The sequence below is a fragment of the Nitrospira sp. Ecomares 2.1 genome (assembly GCF_965152585.1).
Genome location: NZ_OZ224219.1, coordinates 210,407 through 229,584, shown reverse-complemented (window position 1 = coordinate 229,584; position 19,178 = coordinate 210,407). Strand labels below are relative to the sequence as shown.

At 50.3% G+C, this 19,178-nt stretch carries 19 protein-coding genes; 11 read left to right on the top strand and 8 right to left on the bottom strand.

Going from position 1 to position 19,178, the window contains the following annotated elements:
- Window positions 1–132 precede the first annotated feature (132 nt).
- Entirely contained in the window at window positions 133–1,737 is a 1,605-nt protein-coding gene (locus ACWHYD_RS01060; protein WP_447964097.1) for an amidase, read from the top strand.
- Between the two features lie 282 nt (window positions 1,738–2,019).
- Here ACWHYD_RS01060 and ACWHYD_RS01055 read toward each other — a convergent pair whose 3' ends face one another.
- Window positions 2,020–3,093 carry a gamma-glutamyl-gamma-aminobutyrate hydrolase family protein gene (locus ACWHYD_RS01055; protein WP_447964096.1) on the bottom strand — a complete coding sequence of 358 codons (1,074 nt, stop codon included), beginning with the start codon at window positions 3,091–3,093 and terminating at the stop codon, window positions 2,020–2,022.
- Between the two features lie 468 nt (window positions 3,094–3,561).
- Here ACWHYD_RS01055 and ACWHYD_RS01050 point away from each other — a divergent pair, with 468 nt between their 5' ends.
- Window positions 3,562–4,419 carry an oxygenase MpaB family protein gene (locus tag ACWHYD_RS01050; protein ID WP_447964095.1) on the top strand — a complete coding sequence of 286 codons (858 nt, stop codon included), beginning with the start codon at window positions 3,562–3,564 and terminating at the stop codon, window positions 4,417–4,419.
- A gap of 171 nt (window positions 4,420–4,590) precedes the next feature.
- On the opposite strand, the gene ACWHYD_RS01045 is transcribed toward ACWHYD_RS01050, so the two are convergent.
- Window positions 4,591–4,920 (bottom strand): rhodanese-like domain-containing protein, encoded by a 330-nt coding sequence (locus ACWHYD_RS01045; protein WP_447964094.1) that lies wholly within the window; start codon window positions 4,918–4,920, stop codon window positions 4,591–4,593.
- A gap of 398 nt (window positions 4,921–5,318) precedes the next feature.
- Between ACWHYD_RS01045 and ACWHYD_RS01040 the strand changes: the two genes are divergently transcribed.
- A complete protein-coding gene (locus tag ACWHYD_RS01040; protein ID WP_447964093.1) occupies window positions 5,319–6,005 on the top strand; it encodes a 4'-phosphopantetheinyl transferase family protein in 687 nt (228 codons plus the stop codon).
- On the opposite strand, the gene ACWHYD_RS01035 is transcribed toward ACWHYD_RS01040, so the two are convergent.
- A complete protein-coding gene (locus tag ACWHYD_RS01035) occupies window positions 6,002–7,189 on the bottom strand; it encodes a hypothetical protein (RefSeq protein ID WP_447964092.1) in 1,188 nt (395 codons plus the stop codon). The genes ACWHYD_RS01040 and ACWHYD_RS01035 overlap by 4 nt on opposite strands.
- Before the next feature lie 522 nt (window positions 7,190–7,711).
- Here ACWHYD_RS01035 and ACWHYD_RS01030 point away from each other — a divergent pair.
- The 3 genes from ACWHYD_RS01030 (at window position 7,712) to ACWHYD_RS01020 (ending at window position 9,442) form a co-directional block, all read left to right on the top strand.
- The gene (locus ACWHYD_RS01030; RefSeq protein ID WP_447964091.1) at window positions 7,712–8,197 is read left to right on the top strand and encodes a hypothetical protein; all 486 of its coding nucleotides are present in this window, start codon (window positions 7,712–7,714) and stop codon (window positions 8,195–8,197) included.
- A gap of 292 nt (window positions 8,198–8,489) precedes the next feature.
- Entirely contained in the window at window positions 8,490–8,882 is a 393-nt protein-coding gene (locus ACWHYD_RS01025; RefSeq protein ID WP_447964090.1) for a response regulator, read from the top strand.
- A 392-nt stretch (window positions 8,883–9,274) separates the two neighbouring features.
- Window positions 9,275–9,442, top strand: a complete 168-nt coding sequence (locus ACWHYD_RS01020; RefSeq protein WP_447964089.1) for a hypothetical protein — start codon at window positions 9,275–9,277, stop codon at window positions 9,440–9,442.
- A 57-nt stretch (window positions 9,443–9,499) separates the two neighbouring features.
- Here the strand turns inward: ACWHYD_RS01020 and ACWHYD_RS01015 are convergent, their stop codons facing one another.
- Together ACWHYD_RS01015 and ACWHYD_RS01010 are read right to left on the bottom strand one after the other, a co-directional pair.
- On the bottom strand, window positions 9,500–10,528 hold the full coding sequence (locus ACWHYD_RS01015) for a WD40/YVTN/BNR-like repeat-containing protein (protein ID WP_447964088.1): 1,029 nt from the start codon (window positions 10,526–10,528) through the stop codon (window positions 9,500–9,502).
- A gap of 257 nt (window positions 10,529–10,785) precedes the next feature.
- Entirely contained in the window at window positions 10,786–11,973 is a 1,188-nt protein-coding gene (locus ACWHYD_RS01010) for a lipocalin-like domain-containing protein (protein WP_447964087.1), read from the bottom strand.
- Window positions 11,974–12,109: 136 nt separating this feature from the next.
- On the opposite strand from ACWHYD_RS01010, the gene ACWHYD_RS01005 reads away from it, so the two are divergent.
- The 4 genes from ACWHYD_RS01005 to ACWHYD_RS00990 all read left to right on the top strand — a co-directional run bounded on the left by ACWHYD_RS01005 (window position 12,110) and on the right by ACWHYD_RS00990 (window position 15,533).
- A complete protein-coding gene (locus ACWHYD_RS01005; protein ID WP_447964086.1) occupies window positions 12,110–12,769 on the top strand; it encodes an LON peptidase substrate-binding domain-containing protein in 660 nt (219 codons plus the stop codon).
- 6 nt (window positions 12,770–12,775) lie between these two features.
- Window positions 12,776–13,750 (top strand): ATP-binding cassette domain-containing protein, encoded by a 975-nt coding sequence (locus ACWHYD_RS01000; protein ID WP_447964085.1) that lies wholly within the window; start codon window positions 12,776–12,778, stop codon window positions 13,748–13,750.
- Window positions 13,751–13,793: 43 nt separating this feature from the next.
- Window positions 13,794–14,573, top strand: a complete 780-nt coding sequence (locus ACWHYD_RS00995) for an ABC transporter permease (RefSeq protein WP_447964084.1) — start codon at window positions 13,794–13,796, stop codon at window positions 14,571–14,573.
- Window positions 14,574–14,660: 87 nt separating this feature from the next.
- Complete coding sequence (locus tag ACWHYD_RS00990; protein ID WP_447964083.1) at window positions 14,661–15,533, top strand: SirB1 family protein; 873 nt, start codon at window positions 14,661–14,663, stop codon at window positions 15,531–15,533.
- A gap of 358 nt (window positions 15,534–15,891) precedes the next feature.
- Here ACWHYD_RS00990 and ACWHYD_RS00985 read toward each other — a convergent pair whose 3' ends face one another.
- Complete coding sequence (locus ACWHYD_RS00985; protein ID WP_447964082.1) at window positions 15,892–16,605, bottom strand: hypothetical protein; 714 nt, start codon at window positions 16,603–16,605, stop codon at window positions 15,892–15,894.
- A 263-nt stretch (window positions 16,606–16,868) separates the two neighbouring features.
- The gene (locus tag ACWHYD_RS00980) at window positions 16,869–17,642 is read right to left on the bottom strand and encodes an MBL fold metallo-hydrolase (RefSeq protein WP_447964081.1); all 774 of its coding nucleotides are present in this window, start codon (window positions 17,640–17,642) and stop codon (window positions 16,869–16,871) included.
- A 48-nt stretch (window positions 17,643–17,690) separates the two neighbouring features.
- Here ACWHYD_RS00980 and ACWHYD_RS00975 point away from each other — a divergent pair, with 48 nt between their 5' ends.
- A complete protein-coding gene (locus ACWHYD_RS00975) occupies window positions 17,691–18,326 on the top strand; it encodes a HEAT repeat domain-containing protein (RefSeq protein WP_447964080.1) in 636 nt (211 codons plus the stop codon).
- A 22-nt stretch (window positions 18,327–18,348) separates the two neighbouring features.
- Here ACWHYD_RS00975 and ACWHYD_RS00970 read toward each other — a convergent pair whose 3' ends face one another.
- Window positions 18,349–18,978 carry a hypothetical protein gene (locus ACWHYD_RS00970; protein ID WP_447964079.1) on the bottom strand — a complete coding sequence of 210 codons (630 nt, stop codon included), beginning with the start codon at window positions 18,976–18,978 and terminating at the stop codon, window positions 18,349–18,351.
- Window positions 18,979–19,178 lie beyond the last annotated feature (200 nt).

Below are 19,178 nucleotides of genomic sequence, written 5' to 3'. Positions count from 1 at the left end.
AGAGGGTTTCGAGTAGGTATGGATCCCACGGATGGCTTGGCTTTTTTGTTCTATATAGTTATCGTCGGACCGGCTGCCTAACAATTTGAAAATGAGGGGTCACAAACAAACGCCATGAGAGAGGTAACCCGGATGAAAATTGGTCAAGTACCGTACCGTCTCCTAGTTAACACCTTAGGCTTGATTTGCATCCTTTTCATTTCGTCGAATGCATGGGCCTTCGAACTGGAAGAGGCGACCATCACCGACCTGCAAGAAGGGATGCGGATGGGAACGTACACGTCGCGATCAATTGTCGAAATGTATTTGAAACGGGTAGAAGAAATCGACAAAAGGGGTCCGGCAATTCGATCATATCTGGAAATCAATCCTGATGCGTTGGCCATCGCGGATCAACTGGATCAAGAACGTCGTGACGAACAGATTCGTGGTCCATTACACGGAATTCCTGTTCTGTTGAAGGATAGTATTGATACGGCGGACAAACTGAGTACCACGGGCGGTTCCTATGCGTTGGAAGGCATTCCTGTGCCCAGGGATTCTTTTGTGGCCAAACAACTCCGGAAAGCCGGAGCCGTGATTATCGGCAAAGCCAATATGTCGGAGTGGGGTTACATGCGGTCCACTCGCGCCAGCAGCGGATGGAGCGCCCGGGGAGGTCAAACCAAGAATCCCTATATCTTGACACGGAATCCTTGCGGGTCCAGCTCGGGATCCGGGGCAGCCGTGGCCGCAAACTTAGTAGCTGTGGCCATCGGGGCCGAAGTGGATGGGTCGATTGTCTGTCCGGCATCAGCCAATTCCATCGTGGGTATCAAGCCTACGGTGGGTCTTGTGAGCCGCGCCGGCATGATTCCTGCTGCACCGACCCAGGATACGGCAGGTCCCCTGACTCGAACGGTGGCTGATGCAGCCATCGTACTCGGCGCGTTGACAGGGATAGATCCCCGTGACCCCCGTACTGAAGAGTCTCGTGGAGAATCCTATTCGAACTATACCCAATTTTTGGACCCCAAGGGATTACATGGAGCACGTATCGGGATTGCCAGAAATTATTTTGGGTATCACGAAAAAGTTGACGCGCTCATCAACAGGTCCATCGAGGTCATGAAACAACAGGGGGCTCTTATTATCGATCCCGCTAATGTGGAAACGGCAGGACAATTTGGTAACTCCGAATTGACCGTGTTGCTCTATGAATTTAAGGCCTCTCTTGAAAAATATCTCCGCACACGTTCCTCTACCGGGCCTCAAACGATCAAGGATCTTATGGCCTTCAATGAGAACCACCGAAGCCTTGAGATGCCGTACTTTGAACACGAAATTTTTGAGATGGCTGACAAGGCAGGTCCGTTAACAGAAAAAGCCTATTTGGATGCCTTGGATCGAAACCGTCGGCTTGCCGCCACAGAAGGGATTGATGCCACCTTAAAGAAATATGGGCTGGACGCGATCGTGGCTCCCACCTACGGGCCGGTTATGCCGATTGACCTCATTCTAGGCGATCATCTCGTTCCACCTTGGAAGAGCCAAGAGTGGACTCCCTCGGCTCCGGCTGTGGCCGGTTATCCGCATATCTCTGTTCCCGCCGGATATATCTTCGGGGTTCCGGTCGGCATTTCCTTTATCGGGGGGGCCTACAGCGAACCAACCCTGATTAAAATAGCCTATGCGTTTGAAGAGGCCACCAAATATCGCAAACCACCCCAGTTTCTTGCACAAGATTTGGCCCGGTGACTGTCTAAAATGATGGGAGGGTCTAAAAAAAGGATCAGTCGAGAGACACAAAAAAATCTGATTTTGTGCTCCCCTCTGATCGCGTGACACGCAGAGCAAAAATATTGTGAGAAGCTGATGTTGCGTCAAATGTAACCGAACAACCAACGGTGCTATGGACCAGCACCACGATTCATCGAAGCCTTCCCCTTTGAGACAGCACCAAATTACTTACTGAATAATCGTGATGGTATCTACAACAAATCCTTCAGTTGCCACAATCCACTCGCACGGTGCCCTCGATCACTCTGCTAATTTTTTACTCAGTGAACAAGACCTCGCGTCCGTTGGACAAAAGACGTAGACCTGCTCGTAGATCCAGTCGCCCTTACCCGTGTAGATGATCGGGGCGGAGTAGATCAGTTCGTCGCGTCGGGCTTCGGGAAAGATGTGCCCTGACTTTCTCGCTTCACTAAGGAAAAACCGGGCCGTGGCTTCGGAAACCAGTATGGCGTTCGGCGAATGGGGGATGTTTGAATAGTCAGCGTTCTGGCTCCATTCGAAATTATTCTTCTCCGGATGCCACTGCGTGCCGTAGAATGGATAATCTCGTGCCTCCATGGTGCTCACAAACACCTGACCCGCAGGCGCTTCATTAAACGACAGCATGTCAAAAAACGAATACAGCGATGGGTTCGACCGGTATTCGCTGACCAGCAGCCCGTGGTCGTGGGAGTTGAAGGTCAGCCTCTGGGTTCGAATCGCCCTTAGGAGCTTTGGGGGAAACGACGTAAAGAGCCTGCTCTGTCTCGCATCACGAGTGAACCGCAGGGACAGGGCCAGATTCGTCGCCACCACATTGAGGTTGATCACATTGCCGTTGCCCGTCTCCAACACCGAAAGCTCTTCGAACCCCAGACATGTCCCCCATATCGGGTAGTAATCGCCACGATCATTCGCCTGCTTGGCTAAGTTCCAAAGGATTTCCCCCTCCTCCGTATAAATGTCCGACGGATCGATCCCCTGATTCCCACCAGGGAAAAGAATCCCGTTCGTCTTTTCGAAGATTTCATCGTAGTACCTCTCTGGCTGATTCAGGAGAATAGGCAGCACCCGCCCACCTGCCTGTCCAACCCATTTCACGTAACTGGCGGGAATCATATACCGATACCGCGAGAGCTCCGCTTTCACTGCGGGGTCGATTGTGCTCGATCCGGTGATCGTCTCAGTCTCTTGGCTGAAGACGCCGATCACGGGGCGAAGATTCTGTTCATCGTGGGAATGGAAGTCGACCTCTGCACGGGCAACAGCACCGGACAAGGCCATGACAAACAGAAGCGCGGCCAGAAGAACCATGATGTTGCGATGTGCTGACATATGATGATCTCCTCGTTAAAAATTTTTAGGCTACCTTAATATATACAATGGACTGTGCAGTTTTCCCGTCTCTCAAACGGTATGGTTCAACGAACCCGGGACAGGGTCGTATTTCGATCTGCCATCACAACCATAAAGTTCCGGTAATGACTATGACCGGAATGCATGACGGATCCTCCTGCTGTGCCAATTTGCTTTAGAGATTGCCCTGGTTTCCCACGGTTTAAAAAGAGGAACAGCCCCGCAGTTATTCTAACCAAAAATGAAAAATTTTCGAATCACAAGCAAAGCCCTCGCCAGCAGTTCCCCGAGCTTTCGCCGAGGGAGAGTCCTCCCTAATATGGCATTATCCAAAAACGAGTCCTAATGAGAGTCCTGAAAACCCTTTCCAAGTCACACTTCTTATATTGATCCGTTAAGAAGTTTATGGTGGGATATGACCGGATGTAAGAAAAGTGAGAGATTGTGATGATGGCGCGAGACCGCATACTCAAGGAAATCCAAACGCTCGATCCACAAAAGGATCATGAACGTATTGTCTTTTTGTCCACCTGTTACGATTTTTCCTTCGACACGACCCGCGCTCTGGAATTGGCCTTGTTTCGCACCTTTTGTGTTCCGAGTATTTCCAGGCTGCTGGATCGGACAGGAGAATTCCGGCAACGAACTCAAAAACGCTATGACGACACCGACATTCTGATCAGCGAATTATTGGAATGGGGATACAGCAGCGAGCGAGGCCTGCGGGCCATCCAACGCATAAACAAGCTACACGGACGATTCTCGATAAACAACGAAGACTTTCTCTATGTTCTGTCCACGTTTCTCTTCGAACCCATTCGGTGGAACAGTCGGTTCGGCTGGCGAATCATGTGCGAGCAGGAACGTCTCGGCCTGTTTTACTTCTGGCAAGCCGTCGGACAACGCATGCACATCCAGGAAATTCCAGAGGATTACCAGACCTTTGAGCGTTTCAATGTAGAGTATGAACGCCACCACTTTCAGTACGCGCCATCAAATTACCGTACAGGCATGGCGACCGTGAATATGTTTTCAGGATGGTTTCCAAACGTGTTGGCACCTTCTGTCCAGTCCGCTATCTATTCCCTTTTGGAGCCGCCCCTACTTAAGGCGTTTGGCTTTCCTCAACCGTCTCCATTTATGCGATGGGCGGTACCCTCACTTCTGAAGCTTCGAGCCAGTGCGTTGCGGTGGCTTCCCCCTCGACGGTATCCCCGGCTCCGGACGGAGATAAGCCATCCCTCACATCCTCACGGCTATGTGATCGAGAAACTAGGTCCCCCAGAGGAAACAAAAGGAAAATGAGGGTAGGGAAGGTAGGCTGGCTATCTCTTATCCACGTAAAACAGGACCACGCAAAGGCGAAAAAATAGCAGTTCTTCTCATAGACCTATTTATCCACAAATTGGAGATTCAATCATGAACATAGAGTCCTGCGAGAGGGTTAAGTATAAGGTGGAGGCGGCGGCTTAGTACTTACTTATTCGATTTATCGGCGCGGTTTTCCATGGGGAGGCCTCGCTGTTTCCAGCCTGACATGTGCCCGTCCAGATACACAATATTTTTATACCCCATCGTCCGGAGAGCGAATTTGCCTATCCACGCTCTCGGGCCATGCTCGCAATATACGACAATCGGGTCCTTCGGTGTGGCATTCGCCTCCTTATGACGGCTCCACATGGCGTAAAAAGGCAGATGCACAGCGCCGGGCACATGCCCGGCATCGTATTCACTTTGCGAGCGGACATCCACGATCACTGGCGCCCTGCCTATTTCGATTGAGGCTAACAGTTGCTCGGGGGTCATATCAGACAGGCCTTTCTCCGAACATGAGACAAGAAGAGTAAACACGACGAAACCGAAGAACCAATGTAATGTAGTTGTGGCACCCCGGGATTTTAAATAAAACATATGATCCGAGCTGTCATCTGGGAAAGCCTTTCAGGTGTGGTCGGTGGTTGCCCTCTCGAGAACTCTGCAAGGATACCTGGTTCCTACCCTCATATTCTTGCAGAAGTCGGCAGTATAGGAAAGTTGATGAAAAATAGGAACGTGGAACACACCGGTCATCGACTCTTTATAGAAGGCTCAAAGGGTTTCAGCCAAGCCGCCCTTCCGATACAATCCCTCTGAAATCAATGCTGCCTTCCACCCACTGGGCTTGCCCCTCCTCTCCTGACATTTTTAGGAGCCTGTCCCCAGGCGTGGTCCATGTGTGGCGGGTTCATCTGGATATGTCACCCAGGCAGGCTGCTCTTTACCGTGCCGACCTATCTGAGGAAGAACGGGCACGGGCAGAACGGTATCGGCTTCCTCACCACCAATACCAATTTATTTCAACCAGAGGTATACTTCGAAATTTGATCGGTGACTATGTGGGAATTCTCCCTGGTACTCTCGGACTTGGGAACAACTTACAAGGGAAACCCTCTCTGACTGAACCATCCCATCCGTCATTACAATTCAATGTCTCTCATACGAGTGGAATGGCATTGCTGGCCTTCACGGTTAAACATGCTGTGGGGATTGATGTGGAAGAGGTCAATCGGAATGTCAGCGATCAGGATATTGCCACAAGGTATTTTTCTCCACGGGAGGCGGCGTACCTTGCCACCCTTCCACCTGACAAGCGGACCCAAGAGTTTTTGACCTATTGGACCTGCAAGGAAGCGTATCTCAAAATGCAGGGAATTGGATTATCGGGTGGAATGGCTCAATGTGAGATTGCACTCGACCAGGACGGATGGAAAGCTACTGTGCTGTCAACACATAAACCGGATCGGAGGAACGACTCTTCACTCTTTCGCATCAATGCAGGCCAGGCCCACATCGGAGCGCTAGCCGTGGCATGCCCTTCGGTTGAAGTATTGTTTTGGGATTGGAAGGATTAACGCGTCGTTTCTCCCTTGAAGCGAACAGGTTCGTTCCCTTGTAAATGGTCCGGGGTAAGCCAATAATCCCCTTTAAGACTAGCGTCCCAAACTGATTGAGCCGCCTGTTCATTCCCTGCGGTCACCAGATAAACAAACCCTCCAAATATCCCACCCACGCCGGCATAGACTACTTTGACGGGCGTATATAAAATCGACAAGGCTCCACTCGCGACTTGAAGTCCCAAGGACGAATCGTCTGAGTTCCCTGAATTTTCGGCATCCTCCGGCTGATCCACAGCTGGCTCAGCAGACGGCTCCAAATCTGCCGGTTCTGGCTGAGTTGTCATAGGTGTATCGGAAGATGGCTCAGCCGATGCCGGTGTCTCAACAGACTCGGGAGACCTTTCCTCAGAAACCGGGTCTGCAATGACCGGAGTCTGCTCGGGAGAAGTCGCGCTTGATTCCACCGGCTCTGACTGGGCCACAGTGGCTGATCCAGGCGGCTCTGAATATACCTTCGCCGACTGAGTTGTGGTGGGTGAACTGGAAGAGTCAGCCGATACCGGCGCTACCTGAAGTGCCGGAGGCTCGGTCGTATCCTCTGATTTCACCTCTTGTTGCGAGGAAGGCTGGACCGCTGATTTCTGCCAAGCCTGTTCAAGGGCAAGGATGGTCAAATCTTGTATTACTTGATCAGATACCACCAGTGGGTCGGAATTCCAGGCCTTGCCTTCAAAAGCCACCTCGCCGGCTCCGGTTTTCATCCCAAGAATATCAACGAGGACCTGGTTCATAGGTTGAGATCCATCACTTACAGGCTCAATTGTGGATTTCAACGGAGTTTCGTCTACTTGCACAAAGACCACCATGGTCGCCCCAACCTTACGAGCTCCCCCTAGAGCCTGAGCATGTTCTTCCGTCCCATTTCGAGCAGCAAGTTCAGGAACGATCTCCTCCTGCACAACTTGCCGATTGACCACCAATAATTGATGATCATTCAACCAATCCAAAGCCTGGTTGACGGCCGCAACATGATTTCCCCTCACCACCACCCTGGTTCCCGGGGTTGGTTGAGTAACCTGAAACCCTTCTTTTTTATAGGCTTCATTCCCGCCGGGACCACTAACACATCCCAATACCAGTCCAAAAACTCCAAGCAGACCGATCAGGTTTCTATAGTGACGACAACCTAAACCCGACATAGCAATGTTCCCTTCGTTATCAATTCTTTTGTAAAAATACGCATGTGTAGACCAGATAAGAATTTTTTCCTGAACCCCGCTCAAAAAAGGTCCGGACCAGGTTTACTTGCCAAATAGTCACATTAGAATAAGGCAAGAAATTGGAGATACCTTCCATATGGTGGGGGAAAATTTACAAATGAAGATCTTATGTAAAATTAGAAGATCCCTCAAGCAGCAGGGTATTCAGGGGATCAATCAATTACAGTTCTCATACGGTAACGCCGAAGCAAGCTACAGAGAACCGGAGCTCTTAAAATACCACAAATGGTGCCTTCACGGAGTAAATCCCCTGACTTTTTCTCCTTAATCTTACAAAACAGGTCAAATAAAACAAGGCCAACCCATTTCTCACTTTATCTTTCCATCGTATCTAAAGTGGCTGGAATTGCTTGAGCCCCCGCTTCCCTAGTATGCTAGTGGATTGACTGATTCGGCCGTAAGGCTTGGAGGAACGATCTACTCTCACTTCCTAAAATTGTAATGGCTTTACGAATTTTGTCATTTTTCATCGAAGGCGTCACCTGGCGAGTGGCGAAAACCCCCACGGGCTATTGCCACCGTGGCCTTTCAACCATTCCCGAGTGGATCCCTGGTATTCCCTCTGGCGTATCCCCGGATATTGTCGAAAACACCTTTCAGCAATTTCCCTCTGATGATGACTCCCTCCAGCCCCACAACATCACATTTAAATTGACCTATCGTGTCGGGTCTTCAAACATCGAATGCTTTATCTTTTCCTCACCTGACGGGGATCTCTTTTCTGTCAAGATTCCTCCTGTGACTTTCATCGCTCTTCAAGAAGCGCTCCCCTCTCAGACAATCCCTCGCATGAGAGTCGCCCGTTTAGCTGTCCAGCAGGCGATTGCGTCCGGGATACCTGGGATTGAACTTCTGCCAGGAAGTAAAATTTATGAATCAGTCAAATCGCACTTGTCCGGATCCTGCCTTCAAAAAACCCAAGTGTAACTCTCCCGCTTTTTAGCCAATTATTTCAACTTATCCCATCCACCAAAATTGTGGACAATCCTGTGCGTAAGTTATTGATTATTTGTGATCCAGCATCATTCACTACACCTTCATCATTTTGCCGAATATTTAATCATTGTGTAGTTGATAAAAATCTACACAAGATATATGGTGAGGGTATTCCCCAAGTCACATTACGTATGCAAAAATAGAATAAACTTTCCCAAAACAAACGGCCGACTTGTCCCGAGAAAAAGTTGAATGTTCTTATGGTGTTTCAGAGGAACACATCGTGGTGAACAAACGGTCTCCCTCTCTCAAAAAACATGTGCTGATTGTGGATGATGAACCTGCTGTCCGCAGAACTGTGCGGGGGGCATTAGAATCCTCGGGAATTGAATGCGCTGAGTCGGAAAATGGCGCGGCTGCACTCGCATGGTTGGAAGAAAACCATGTAGATCTCGTCCTTGCTGACTATCACATGCCTATTATGAGTGGACTGACTCTGTTGGAACGAGTCAACCGGACCTTGAACGGCAGAACCCCTCGGGTAATCCTACTCAGCGGAGTCATTGACGAAATACACAAGCACAAAGCCATGGGACTTGGCGCCTATGCGATTATTGACAAGCCCTGTAATTTCCGTGAGCTTGTCGAAAAAGTAAACGAGGCTCTCGATTTCTGATTTCCTCCCTCCTCACTGATTCATCCCATATTGGGTATATCTCGTAAAGTCCGGACATCTCAAGAGTAAGCCTGTCATAGGGTAATCCCCCACTATAGGGCAGATGCTCCAAGACATTGCCGTTGTTCTGGAAATCATCCAACTACCCCTCGCTGATATTGAACGCCTCATCTCCTTGACTATGGCTTGCCGATTTCATTCATCTTTGACTTTGTTCATCATCCTGATCACCTGTTTGAGTTGGTGGATATCTCCACAACCGGCCAGGGCCGAAATTTCCGCACCAGGTATGCATTAGGGAGCGCTGAACTTCCCCGATCAGGAACCGGTCTTTGCTACCGGATTCTCCATATTTCGCTTTACTGAATTTAATGGGGAAGGGGAGCGGTTCAATGGCATCCCGTGAAACCATCGGATTAGATCTGATTACCGCCAGTTGGACTCGCCACTGGTCCAATACGAAGGATGGAGCACCAACCTCACACTTCGGCCCAACCTATGGAGCCAAAGTCATGATGGACCTCTCGTTTCTACTTCCTGAATCCTGGAGAGAGCGATAAGACGCCCTCGAATACGCATCCGAGCACGGTAGAGGAAAAAGCATCTAATCCTGGCGACTACTCACTTGAGGCAGGAACCAGAGGTAATCGGATCCAGGACTCTCCGGCATCCATGCTTCGGTACAGCCCTCCTCCATTGGTGCCAACGTACAGAATGCGTGGATCCATGGGGCTCATCTGAAGACTACGAATACTGGCTGCCTCCAATCCCTTAATTTTCGGTTGCCAGGTCTCTCCTCCGTCCTCACTTTTTTGAACCCGATCACTCGTCGCCATATACAGAATGGAAGGGTTGGTGGGATCCAGTTGGATGGCACTAATATAGGCGTGTTGAATACTTCCTCCGATTTTTGTCCAATGCTCGGCCTGGTCCGTTGATTTATATAACCCGTCCGTGGTCCCTGCATACACCACGTCACTATTCGTTGGGTCAACCACGATTCCATTGACTCCCAACGCCATTGAGGCCATTTTGGCATCTGAAGCCACCATTCCCCTTGATGATTTCTCCCAACTTTCCGTGGCATTGATGGTGCGATAGACGCCTCCGGTAGTCCCCGCATACAAGACGTTTGGACGCTGAGGATCGATGGCCAGGGTCACCACAAAACTCACCTCCGTCATTCCCTGCATCCGTTCGGTCCAATGTCGACCGCCATCCAAACTTCGAAACACCCCAACGGTCGTTCCCGCATATACCATCTCCGTTCCCAGAGGATTAAATACAATCTGATTGACAATAGCCGAGATCGTGCCTTTCTGAATCCCGGAGTTATAGGGATGCCACGTTCTTCCCCCATCGGGGCTTTTATAGGTTCCATCGCCCATCGTTCCGGCAAACACGGTGGCGGACAACTGGGGATCAAGGGCAAGACAAAGCACTCGCGTCCGGGCTAGTTCGCCGGCAAATCTGGTCCATGTGGCTCCCGTATCCGAAGATTTATAGACCGCTTCATCCGTCGCAACATACACAATGTTGGGTTTCGTGGGATGTAAGGCAATGGACACAATGGTATCGCTTCGTTGCCCACAGGCCGCCAGTCCGAACATCAAAAAAACAACGAAAATCCAATGAGCGCGGAACATCTTAGAACCATCCTTCATTATTAAATGGCAAGAGCTCACACCTTATGGGAGTGTTCAATAATAATAATTTCCAAGAGCATATTGACCCACAAGCACGGTGCACGAGGCATCGGGGCGGTTCAAAAAAGCATACCCTGAGCCTTTCGAAGGGTTCGTCCAGCAAGGCCGCAGTCATTTTTGCGCGCAGAGCGTATTTCCAGTACGTGAGCACGGAAAAATGACGAGAACGCCGCTGGCGGCTTTTTTCAACAGCCCCCTTATTGTCCAGGGCGGTATGGTTCGGCATATCCGGTCAGTTCAACATAGCCCTGGCCATGAATTTCCTCTCCCTTCCAAAGCCCAGTGACATCCACAGCTCCTTCCCAATACGTCACATCGGTACTACGCCTGGTTACGAGTTCTTGATTGGCCATTCTGGGGGAAATGTTCAACTCGACCTTTTCAGAAGGAATGGACAACGTCCATTGATTGGGATACCGCGCCCCACTGAGCGGACTCGTCCAATAGCCATGTACGCTTACCTTAATCTCTTCAAGGGAAAGGGATGTCGACGATCCATTTGGTCTCACCAGCGTTCCACTGGAGGCAGGATCAAACGTTCCATCCGCACGGCGAAGCCCATAGGCCATAATGTCATAGTCATTCTCAAGTTGCAGGCTGAACCAATCCCATCCAACGAGACCTTCCGAAAGGTCAGCAGATCCAAACTCGTGGTCCATCCAACTCACGCCGTTGACTGCCAGCGGTGTCCCCTGTACCACCACCGATCCTGCCGTCTGGAGACGGGTCAATGAATAATAATGGGAGGTATCTTCTGGATGCTGGCCTTTCCGGCTTACGCCATCTGTGCCATGAGTAACGGGAGGTTTACTTGATTCGAGCGTCAAATCAATGGAAAAATCCTCGGCCTTCGCCTGAAGATGAAATTGTCGATGATCGGGGGCCACCGTCTTCACCGACCACCGATCGATCCACACATTCAACCGATCCGCTTCGGCTCCGGCCTTCTTGATTCCGGCACGACTGAGCTTTTCGGAAAACCCGAATTGCTCGTTCGCTTCGTCGGTCAAGGCGAAATGGGCAAAGTACAAATGTCGCATGGCCCATGCAGAAGGATTGCTCCAGGCATCAGGTGAGTCGATTCCGCGACGAAAAAATGTCAGTTCGTAACCAAACCGTCGACCATTCGTGCTCGACAGATGTCCGGTAAAATACCACCACTCTGTCTGAAACTGCTTATGACTGCCATGATCCCGCGGGAATACATAAGCGTATCCAGGGCGGGCAGGAGCAAATTCGTGAAGTCCAACGTTGGAGGTCTCTGCAAAAACCGACGAAATCCCCAGTAGCGGGAATATGATCAGGAACGAAATCTCGAACCACCAGGATCTCGCTCTCACCTCCTGACCTGTATAACCATCGCGTGGGTGAAGGCCTTCGTCCACTTCATGCTTCCGGTTATACCACGACCTTTCATTGCGTACAAATCCCTTTCCCCGCAAGGATTTTCTCATTTTATTGAAACACGTGGAGCCACTATTTTACGTTGACTTTCTCGAAAATTCTCCGCTATCGTACCGCATGTCTTCAGATTTCCCATCGGCCGAATCCGACACCTTTCCGATACCGGACATCGTGCCGATTTTCCCACTACCCACCACGGTTTTTTTCCCTGAAACCTATTTGCCATTACACATCTTTGAACCCCGATACCGTGAAATGGTTCGACAGGCATCCGCTCAGGGGGATTGCATCGGGATGGCCCTGCTCAAAGAGGGCTGGGAAGACGAGTATGAGGAAAGTCCCCCGATTTACCCTATCGGATGTGTGGGGCGAATTATCAGCTCACACAAACTCCCTGACGGCCGGTTTAACATTGTCTTGCAAGGTCTTCAGCGATGCACCTTTGAGGAACAAGAGGTCTCGACGCCCTACCGACAAGCACAAATTATTCCCTATGCCCAAAGGGGCGCGGCCTCCCTGGACATTGAGACCCGCATCAATCTGGAGCAGGTCACCCAAGAATATCTCACCTGGAAAAAAGCTCATGAGTTGTGTCAGGTGATCGCTTCTGGCAAACTCACGGATTCCATTCTTGTTCATAACCTTTCAGCCGGTCTTGATCTGTCACCCGTGGAAAAACAATTTTTACTTGAATCCGGCCATCTCGTCCAGCAAGCTCGCCGCCTGATTGACCTGATCCGCTTTAAACTTGCCGATCTTCGAACGGCACAAGGATAACACACCATGTCTGATGCCGTTGCCATTGAGGTTAAAGGGCTGGGGAAAACCTACGACACCGTGACCGCGGTGAAGGATCTCTCCCTGTCCGTCACGCAAGGGGAAATTTTTGGCCTCCTGGGACCCAACGGGGCAGGGAAAAGCACCACGCTTCGAATTTTAATTACGACCCTGAGCCCAACATCCGGAACCGCAACGATCTTCGGACATGATGTCGTCAAAGAAGCCGATACCATTCGACGGCTGATCGGCTACGTGCCTCAGGAACGGGCCATCGACCGCTTTCTTACCGGACGGGAACATCTGCTGTTGCTCGCGGATCTCTATCATCTCCCAAAGAATGAAGCCCTCACCCGGATTGCATCGCTTTTGAAGCTGGTCGATCTGGAGGAACATGCCGATCGCGTGGCTAAAGGCTATTCCGGCGGGATGAAACGAAAATTAGATATCGCCTGCGGCTTGTTGCCGAATCCCAAAGTACTTTTTCTGGACGAACCCACGCTTGGGCTTGACGTTCAGAGCCGCCTCAATATTTGGCAATACCTCCGGCAATTGCGCGAGCAGGGCATGACCATTGTCATGACCACCAATTACCTGGATGAAGCCGATCAGCTTTGTGATCGAATCGCCATCATTGATCGGGGAGAAATTCGCGCCATTGGCTCTCCAAAGGATCTCAAGGCCAGCCTGGGTGGAGATGGTGTCTGGCTCACTCTTGGAGATCCTGCGCCTCAGGTCGTTGAAACCCTCTCAACCGCACTGAAAGCTTTACCCTTCGTGCGTGCGATCCGTCCTACTCCACAGGGTCTTGATATCCGTGTCGATGCTCCCGAGAAGGCATTGCCTGCTATCCTCGAGACGACCAATCGAGTAGGATGTCGCCTCGACGGAATCGAATATCATCGGCCGCGACTAGACGATGTGTTTGTGGCTCACACAGGCCGGTCCCTCACAGACCAACCCCCTGAACCCACGACCTAAAATCATATCCTATAGATTCTCACTGTTCTGGAAAGGTTTCTCCATGAATGAGCAAATTCAAGAGGTGCTTGCCCTGACCAATCGATGGGTCAAGCGTTTGAGCCGGGAAAAATTCAGTATGCTGTTTACCCTAATTCAGCCCATGCTGTTTTGGCTCATCTTTTTCGGCAACCTTTTTCAACGTGCTGCCGACGTACAGGTCGTCCAAGCCCCGAATTACATGAGTTTCCTTGCAGCCGGCGTCGTCGTGATGACCGTCCTCAATAACGGGCTGGCAGGGGGTGTAGACCTCCTGTTTGATAAAGAAAACGGGTTTCTGGAGCGATTGATGGCAACTCCCATCCGACGATCGTCCGTCATCCTCAGTCGGTTTCTCTTTGTGATGGCCATCACCGCCATGCAAATACTGGTTATTCTGGGAGTGGCCTTTTTGTTTGGCGTGAGTGCGGAAACCGGGATTTTAGGAATCGCCCTCATTTTAGTCATCGGCATGCTATTTGGTGTCGGGCTCACCGCCATTTCCATGGCCATGGCGTTTTCCGTGAAAAGTCACGGAGATTTCTTCTCGGTGCTTGGCTTCCTCTCGCTCCCGATGATCTTTCTCAGCTCCGCACTCGTCCCATTAGCGGCGATGCCGGGTTGGATGAAATCACTGGCTTTCTTTAATCCGATGACCTGGGTCATTGATGCCATACGGCCATTGATTCTTACCGGCTGGAGCGAAGCGCTCCCTCATGTGGCCATCGCACTGGTCGTTCTCGCCGTCTTCGACGGGCTGTGTCTCTATGGGGGAGCCCGCGCGTTCAAGCGCTCCGTCGGCTAACGGCCTTTCCCCAAATTATCAACTCCTCAATAAGACGTTTCTTCCTCTTTGGGGAGGCGTTGTCGTATCTACCCGGGACAAAACTTCTTGCACTCACCTTCAGAGACAAAAATTCAAGCCCTGCTTCGTTTGCTGTCCGATCCCAACGAACAGGTCGCCAAAACGATTCAACAGGAATTCGTCCGAATCGGTCCCTCGGCCTTACCGTTTCTGGAAAAAGCCCGCGCAGATGATACGGCATTGGAATCCCGTGTTGCTTTTGTGAAAGATGAAATTCGTTTTGAGCAACTCAAAGAGGAATTCAGCACGTTCGTTGCCCATTGCTCCCGGCAGATTGATTGGGAGCAGGGAGCATTCCTTATCGCCAAGATCGCCTATCCGGATGTCGATATCCCCCACTATCAGGAGTGCCTAGATCTCCTCACGGAAGAATTTCGAAAAAAATGGCATTCCGAAGAGGCTCCTCCAGGGAAAGTGGCCAGACTCCTCAGCGCGTTCCTCTTTAAAGACAAGGGATTTTCCGGCAACCGCATCCATTACCATGATCCCGATAATAGCTATCTGCATCGGGTCATCGAATCCCGGCAAGGGATCCCAATTTCACTCTCGGCCATCTATGTGTTTGTGGGAAATCGTTTAAATTTGCCCCTCTCCGGAGTCGGTATGCCGGGACATTTCCTGGTGAAGATTGAAGGAGAGCCTATCCCGCAATTTGTGGATTGTTTTAACGGTGGGGCATTCTTACGGGAACAGGACTGTGAGCAATTTATTACGGCATCCGGTTTGGACTATACTCCTGAGTTTTTAGAAAAGAGTTCGACGCGTCTGATTCTTGCCCGCATGCTCCGGAATCTGTTGAGTATTTATGAGCGGGAAGAACGGAATCCCATGACGGGGCGGATACAAACTCTGCTTCAAGTTCTGGACGAATCTTCCACAGATGAGGATCCTTCCCTCTAGCCACGACAGGTCATATCCGTTAGTCCTTTACCTCACTAACGGGTTCTAATCCTTTGTTGAGATTTTTCCTCCGCCTGATATTGAGCCTCTCATCCATTGTGGAATTTGCCCTTGGCACTTGGAAGGGCCGGATTTCGGCGCGCCTCATCCATGAAGACCCAGACCCGAATCGGAGCCCGCACGGCAGAGAAAAGCAGACGGCTTTAGCAAAAGAACAAACGAGAGAGGAGTGGTGTGCTCACTTGTCAGAACTTGCTACTGGGTACCCCCCATTTGCAATACATTGGTGTAAATAAAAAAGGGTCGCTGAAATTTATTATTCCAGCGACCCGATTGGTTTCAACATCCTGATTGAAGATCAAAAAGCGCCAGCTCCTCCTCTGGTATCGGCAACGACTATTTCACCCATCATTTTGTCTTTCCCGTGAATGGTGCAATAGAAAACATCCCAGCTGCCTGAAAAATCTTTCCCCACCGGAGGGATAAATTTGAGCTGGATGCTCTTGCCTGGCTCCACTATCCACCCGGTGGCATCTCCATCTTTTACCCCCTCCGCTTCTCCAGTGACCACTACATCCATTGCCTTAAATGCTTTCGAGACAAAGGAATGATTAGTATGGTTTTCGTTTTTTAAAATGATCACGTTTTCCTCACCAGCCGCCATCGAAAAACCGGGAGCCCGGGTCCCGGAGGAGCTACCTAAAACATGGTAGCCGTTGTCCTTAATCGTGACATTAATCGTGGAGCCTGCAACAGCCAGCGTGGATCCAAACATTACTAAAAACATTGTGCCCAAAATGGAAGTTAGGCTTTTAGAAATGTGAATCATAAAGACTCCTTTGTAAAAGATTAATTCGGTTATTGAAACATTGCACAACTTGAAATACTCAAGACCTGTGCCAAAATACCTAGAAGGAATCAATTTGATTTTCCAGAAAAATTTTTCCTTGCATGAGGAAGTGCCGCAAAAACCCTCAATCTGGTACAGGAGAAATGTCGCTCTTAGCATCAGTTTAAAATTGCGGTCTGTTTTTGGTAGTTTTCTCCGCCTGACATTTTTCTTCTCCTTCATGTGTTGGGGTTTGCCCATGGCACTTGGAAGGGGGGGGGCGGAGCGGCAGCCGAGTTTTCACTAGCGCCTCCCGAAAGGCGCAACCTTTGTTGTGGAGCAAAAGGACCCAAAACCATTTTCGCCCAGGTCGGCACATGGAATCGTGCTGACGCAAGCCACGGAGGGGCGGACCAACTCGCGGATCGGACAAGGTCCGCTTTTTGCTTTGAGCCTCAGCCCGTTTGGCCGACCTGCAGGCGAGGGTTATAGGATCGCCCTCAAGTCTAGGCCACCTTGGAGGCCTTTGCTATCTGGAAGGTCAGGAGGTCTTTTCCTTTAATGATGGGGCCTGAGAAAAATCGGCGGGCTTGGGCCACGACATTCGACCGGTCGGCTGCCTCATAAAAATGCGAAAGCACAAGTTTTTTAGCATTGGCCTGTTCTGCTATTTTTCCACATTCTTCGGCATGCATATGTGATCCACCTGGCTGATGAGAAGAAAAAGAGCAGTCCAAGACTGCCAGATCAGTATCCTGACAGAGCCTCACTAGATTCGGTGAAACCATCGCATCTCCCGAAAAGGCCGCTGACCGGCCCTGATATTCAAGACGATAGCCGAGACAGGTCTGTTGCTCAGAATGGGTCATGGGCAAGGGCGTGATCTGCGTATGGCCAATCAAAAACGACCGATCCTTGACCTCTTTGAGGATCACCTGAAAAGGTGGATCTGAAAAATTAGGGAATGTCCGGAAAATCGTCCGAAAGAGTCGTTTCGTTCCAGGTGGACCATAAATGGTGAGGTCCGGTCGAACGGCCGCAAACTTTGAATGGCACACCGCATCAAAGAAAAATGGAATAAAATCAGAAAAATGGTCCGAATGGTAATGGGTAAAGAGTAAGTATTGGATCGTATGGCGATCTATGCCGGTTTGTAATAAATTTGAGAGCGTTCTCGGACCAAAATCCAGTAGAATAGGCCGGTCCGTCTCGACTACATACCCGGCGGCAGCGCGGGTAGGATGAATATTCGTTCCTGAACCTAGTATGGTGACCTTCATTGTTCGACCTTGCCGGTAAATAAACACTCCCTGATGACTACCCCCCGTATGGCAACCCAACCCGAAGCAACCCGTTCCATCAACCTGTTTTTCGGCCTGTTAGTTCTGGGGCTCATCGTAGCAGGCATTTGGACATGGCATCATCTGACTTTCGACACTCAGGATTACATCACCGAGGAGATCCTCCCGATACTCGGAGGCCTTCTCGTATTGGGAGTAAGCATATGGGTTGGCACAAAAAAATGGCAGGCTCGCAAAGAGCGCCTTCAGCTTCGCGATCGGCTCCTCCAACGCTTTCAAAAAGAACCCTCAGCCCAAAAACGACGAGATCTCGCCTTTACCCTTATTGAAGTGAACCAATTTGAAGTAGAAGGATTGGAAACCGTTTCCGAACCGATGGCGGAACTCTTTATTTGGACGTTGAAGACGGCTATAGGTGACAAACAACATCGCATACGGGGAATGTCAGCCAGTTACCTGGGAATCTTGAAACATCAACCCTCGATCCCTTTATTGATCCGGGCGTTGGAAGATGACCATGCCCATGTGCGAGCCTGCGCCGCATTAGCTCTGGGTCGCATGCGGGCTCAAGACGCGAAGGCGAAATTGGAAGAAAAGATGAAAGAAGACTGGGACCAGACTGTCCGCAGCCGCTCCCAAGAAGCGTTAGAACGAATACGATAGAACGCTTCCCCCTCCATGACCATCAATTCAGCTTCCGATTCAATGCCGCCTGATCAGCTTTGGTAAAGCGATACCCCTTGTTCATCAACTCCTGCATCCCCTCCATCAGGATTTTGAATTGAAGGTCCTGGCGAATGGTATCGAACAGACCCGTCAGGGCTATGACATACCCTCCATGAGGAAGTCCATCCAGGTACGGTAGCCCGAAGGCTGCCAGCACATCCTGAATTTCCTGCGCACTATATTCCTGATTATCATCCCCGTCTCCCACTAAAGCCATTTGATAAAAGGTGAGGCTGAGGGAGAGCCGCTGTTGCATGTTCCCAAAGGCCTGCCGGGCCTGCTCCAGTCCCTCGGGAAAGAGCTTCCCACAATCATAATCAAGCCCTGTTTTTGAGGAGATGGGGGAGAAATGAATGCGCTCAACTTCTGGGCGTGGTTTCTTTTTCAAATGTTGATAAAAATAGACCGTACAGGAATCAGCGATGGCAAATTCCTGTTTATCTTTTCCGATTTGTGCGCCGATGTGTTGAGTGAAAGATTGAAAGACATCCGTGCCGGAAGAAGCCCAGGCCGTAGTCTGAAGGATCTGCTCTCCATAGCCCCCCGCGAGTCCAGCAATGAGAAGAACAGTACAAAGATGATGATTCAAACTTGGTTCCCCCTGGCAAATGATAGATGGTCATAGTATAGCACTGTAAGGAAACGCATGAGAATGATACTTCTGCGATTTCCTTTATGTTGGGCAGATAGACATTGCCATGTCGTCTTGAGCGAACACTATCCAAACACCTTTTCAACATCATGCGAGGCTAATAAACCCCAATCGATTTTCACTTCACGCCTTTGCAG

What these genes read in the sequence shown, in the direction of transcription:
- ACWHYD_RS01060 (WP_447964097.1), top strand. Translation starts at nt 133, where the DNA reads ATGAAAATTGGTCAAGTACCGTACCGTCTCCTAGTTAACACCTTAGGC.
- ACWHYD_RS01055 (WP_447964096.1), bottom strand. Translation starts at nt 3,093, where the DNA reads ATGTCAGCACATCGCAACATCATGGTTCTTCTGGCCGCGCTTCTGTTT.
- ACWHYD_RS01050 (WP_447964095.1), top strand. Translation starts at nt 3,562, where the DNA reads ATGATGGCGCGAGACCGCATACTCAAGGAAATCCAAACGCTCGATCCA.
- ACWHYD_RS01045 (WP_447964094.1), bottom strand. Translation starts at nt 4,920, where the DNA reads ATGACCCCCGAGCAACTGTTAGCCTCAATCGAAATAGGCAGGGCGCCA.
- ACWHYD_RS01035 (WP_447964092.1), bottom strand. Translation starts at nt 7,189, where the DNA reads ATGTCGGGTTTAGGTTGTCGTCACTATAGAAACCTGATCGGTCTGCTT.
- ACWHYD_RS01030 (WP_447964091.1), top strand. Translation starts at nt 7,712, where the DNA reads ATGGCTTTACGAATTTTGTCATTTTTCATCGAAGGCGTCACCTGGCGA.
- ACWHYD_RS01020 (WP_447964089.1), top strand. Translation starts at nt 9,275, where the DNA reads ATGGCATCCCGTGAAACCATCGGATTAGATCTGATTACCGCCAGTTGG.
- ACWHYD_RS01015 (WP_447964088.1), bottom strand. Translation starts at nt 10,528, where the DNA reads ATGTTCCGCGCTCATTGGATTTTCGTTGTTTTTTTGATGTTCGGACTG.
- ACWHYD_RS01005 (WP_447964086.1), top strand. Translation starts at nt 12,110, where the DNA reads ATGTCTTCAGATTTCCCATCGGCCGAATCCGACACCTTTCCGATACCG.
- ACWHYD_RS01000 (WP_447964085.1), top strand. Translation starts at nt 12,776, where the DNA reads ATGTCTGATGCCGTTGCCATTGAGGTTAAAGGGCTGGGGAAAACCTAC.
- ACWHYD_RS00995 (WP_447964084.1), top strand. Translation starts at nt 13,794, where the DNA reads ATGAATGAGCAAATTCAAGAGGTGCTTGCCCTGACCAATCGATGGGTC.
- ACWHYD_RS00985 (WP_447964082.1), bottom strand. Translation starts at nt 16,605, where the DNA reads ATGAAGGAGAAGAAAAATGTCAGGCGGAGAAAACTACCAAAAACAGAC.
- ACWHYD_RS00980 (WP_447964081.1), bottom strand. Translation starts at nt 17,642, where the DNA reads ATGAAGGTCACCATACTAGGTTCAGGAACGAATATTCATCCTACCCGC.
- ACWHYD_RS00975 (WP_447964080.1), top strand. Translation starts at nt 17,691, where the DNA reads ATGGCAACCCAACCCGAAGCAACCCGTTCCATCAACCTGTTTTTCGGC.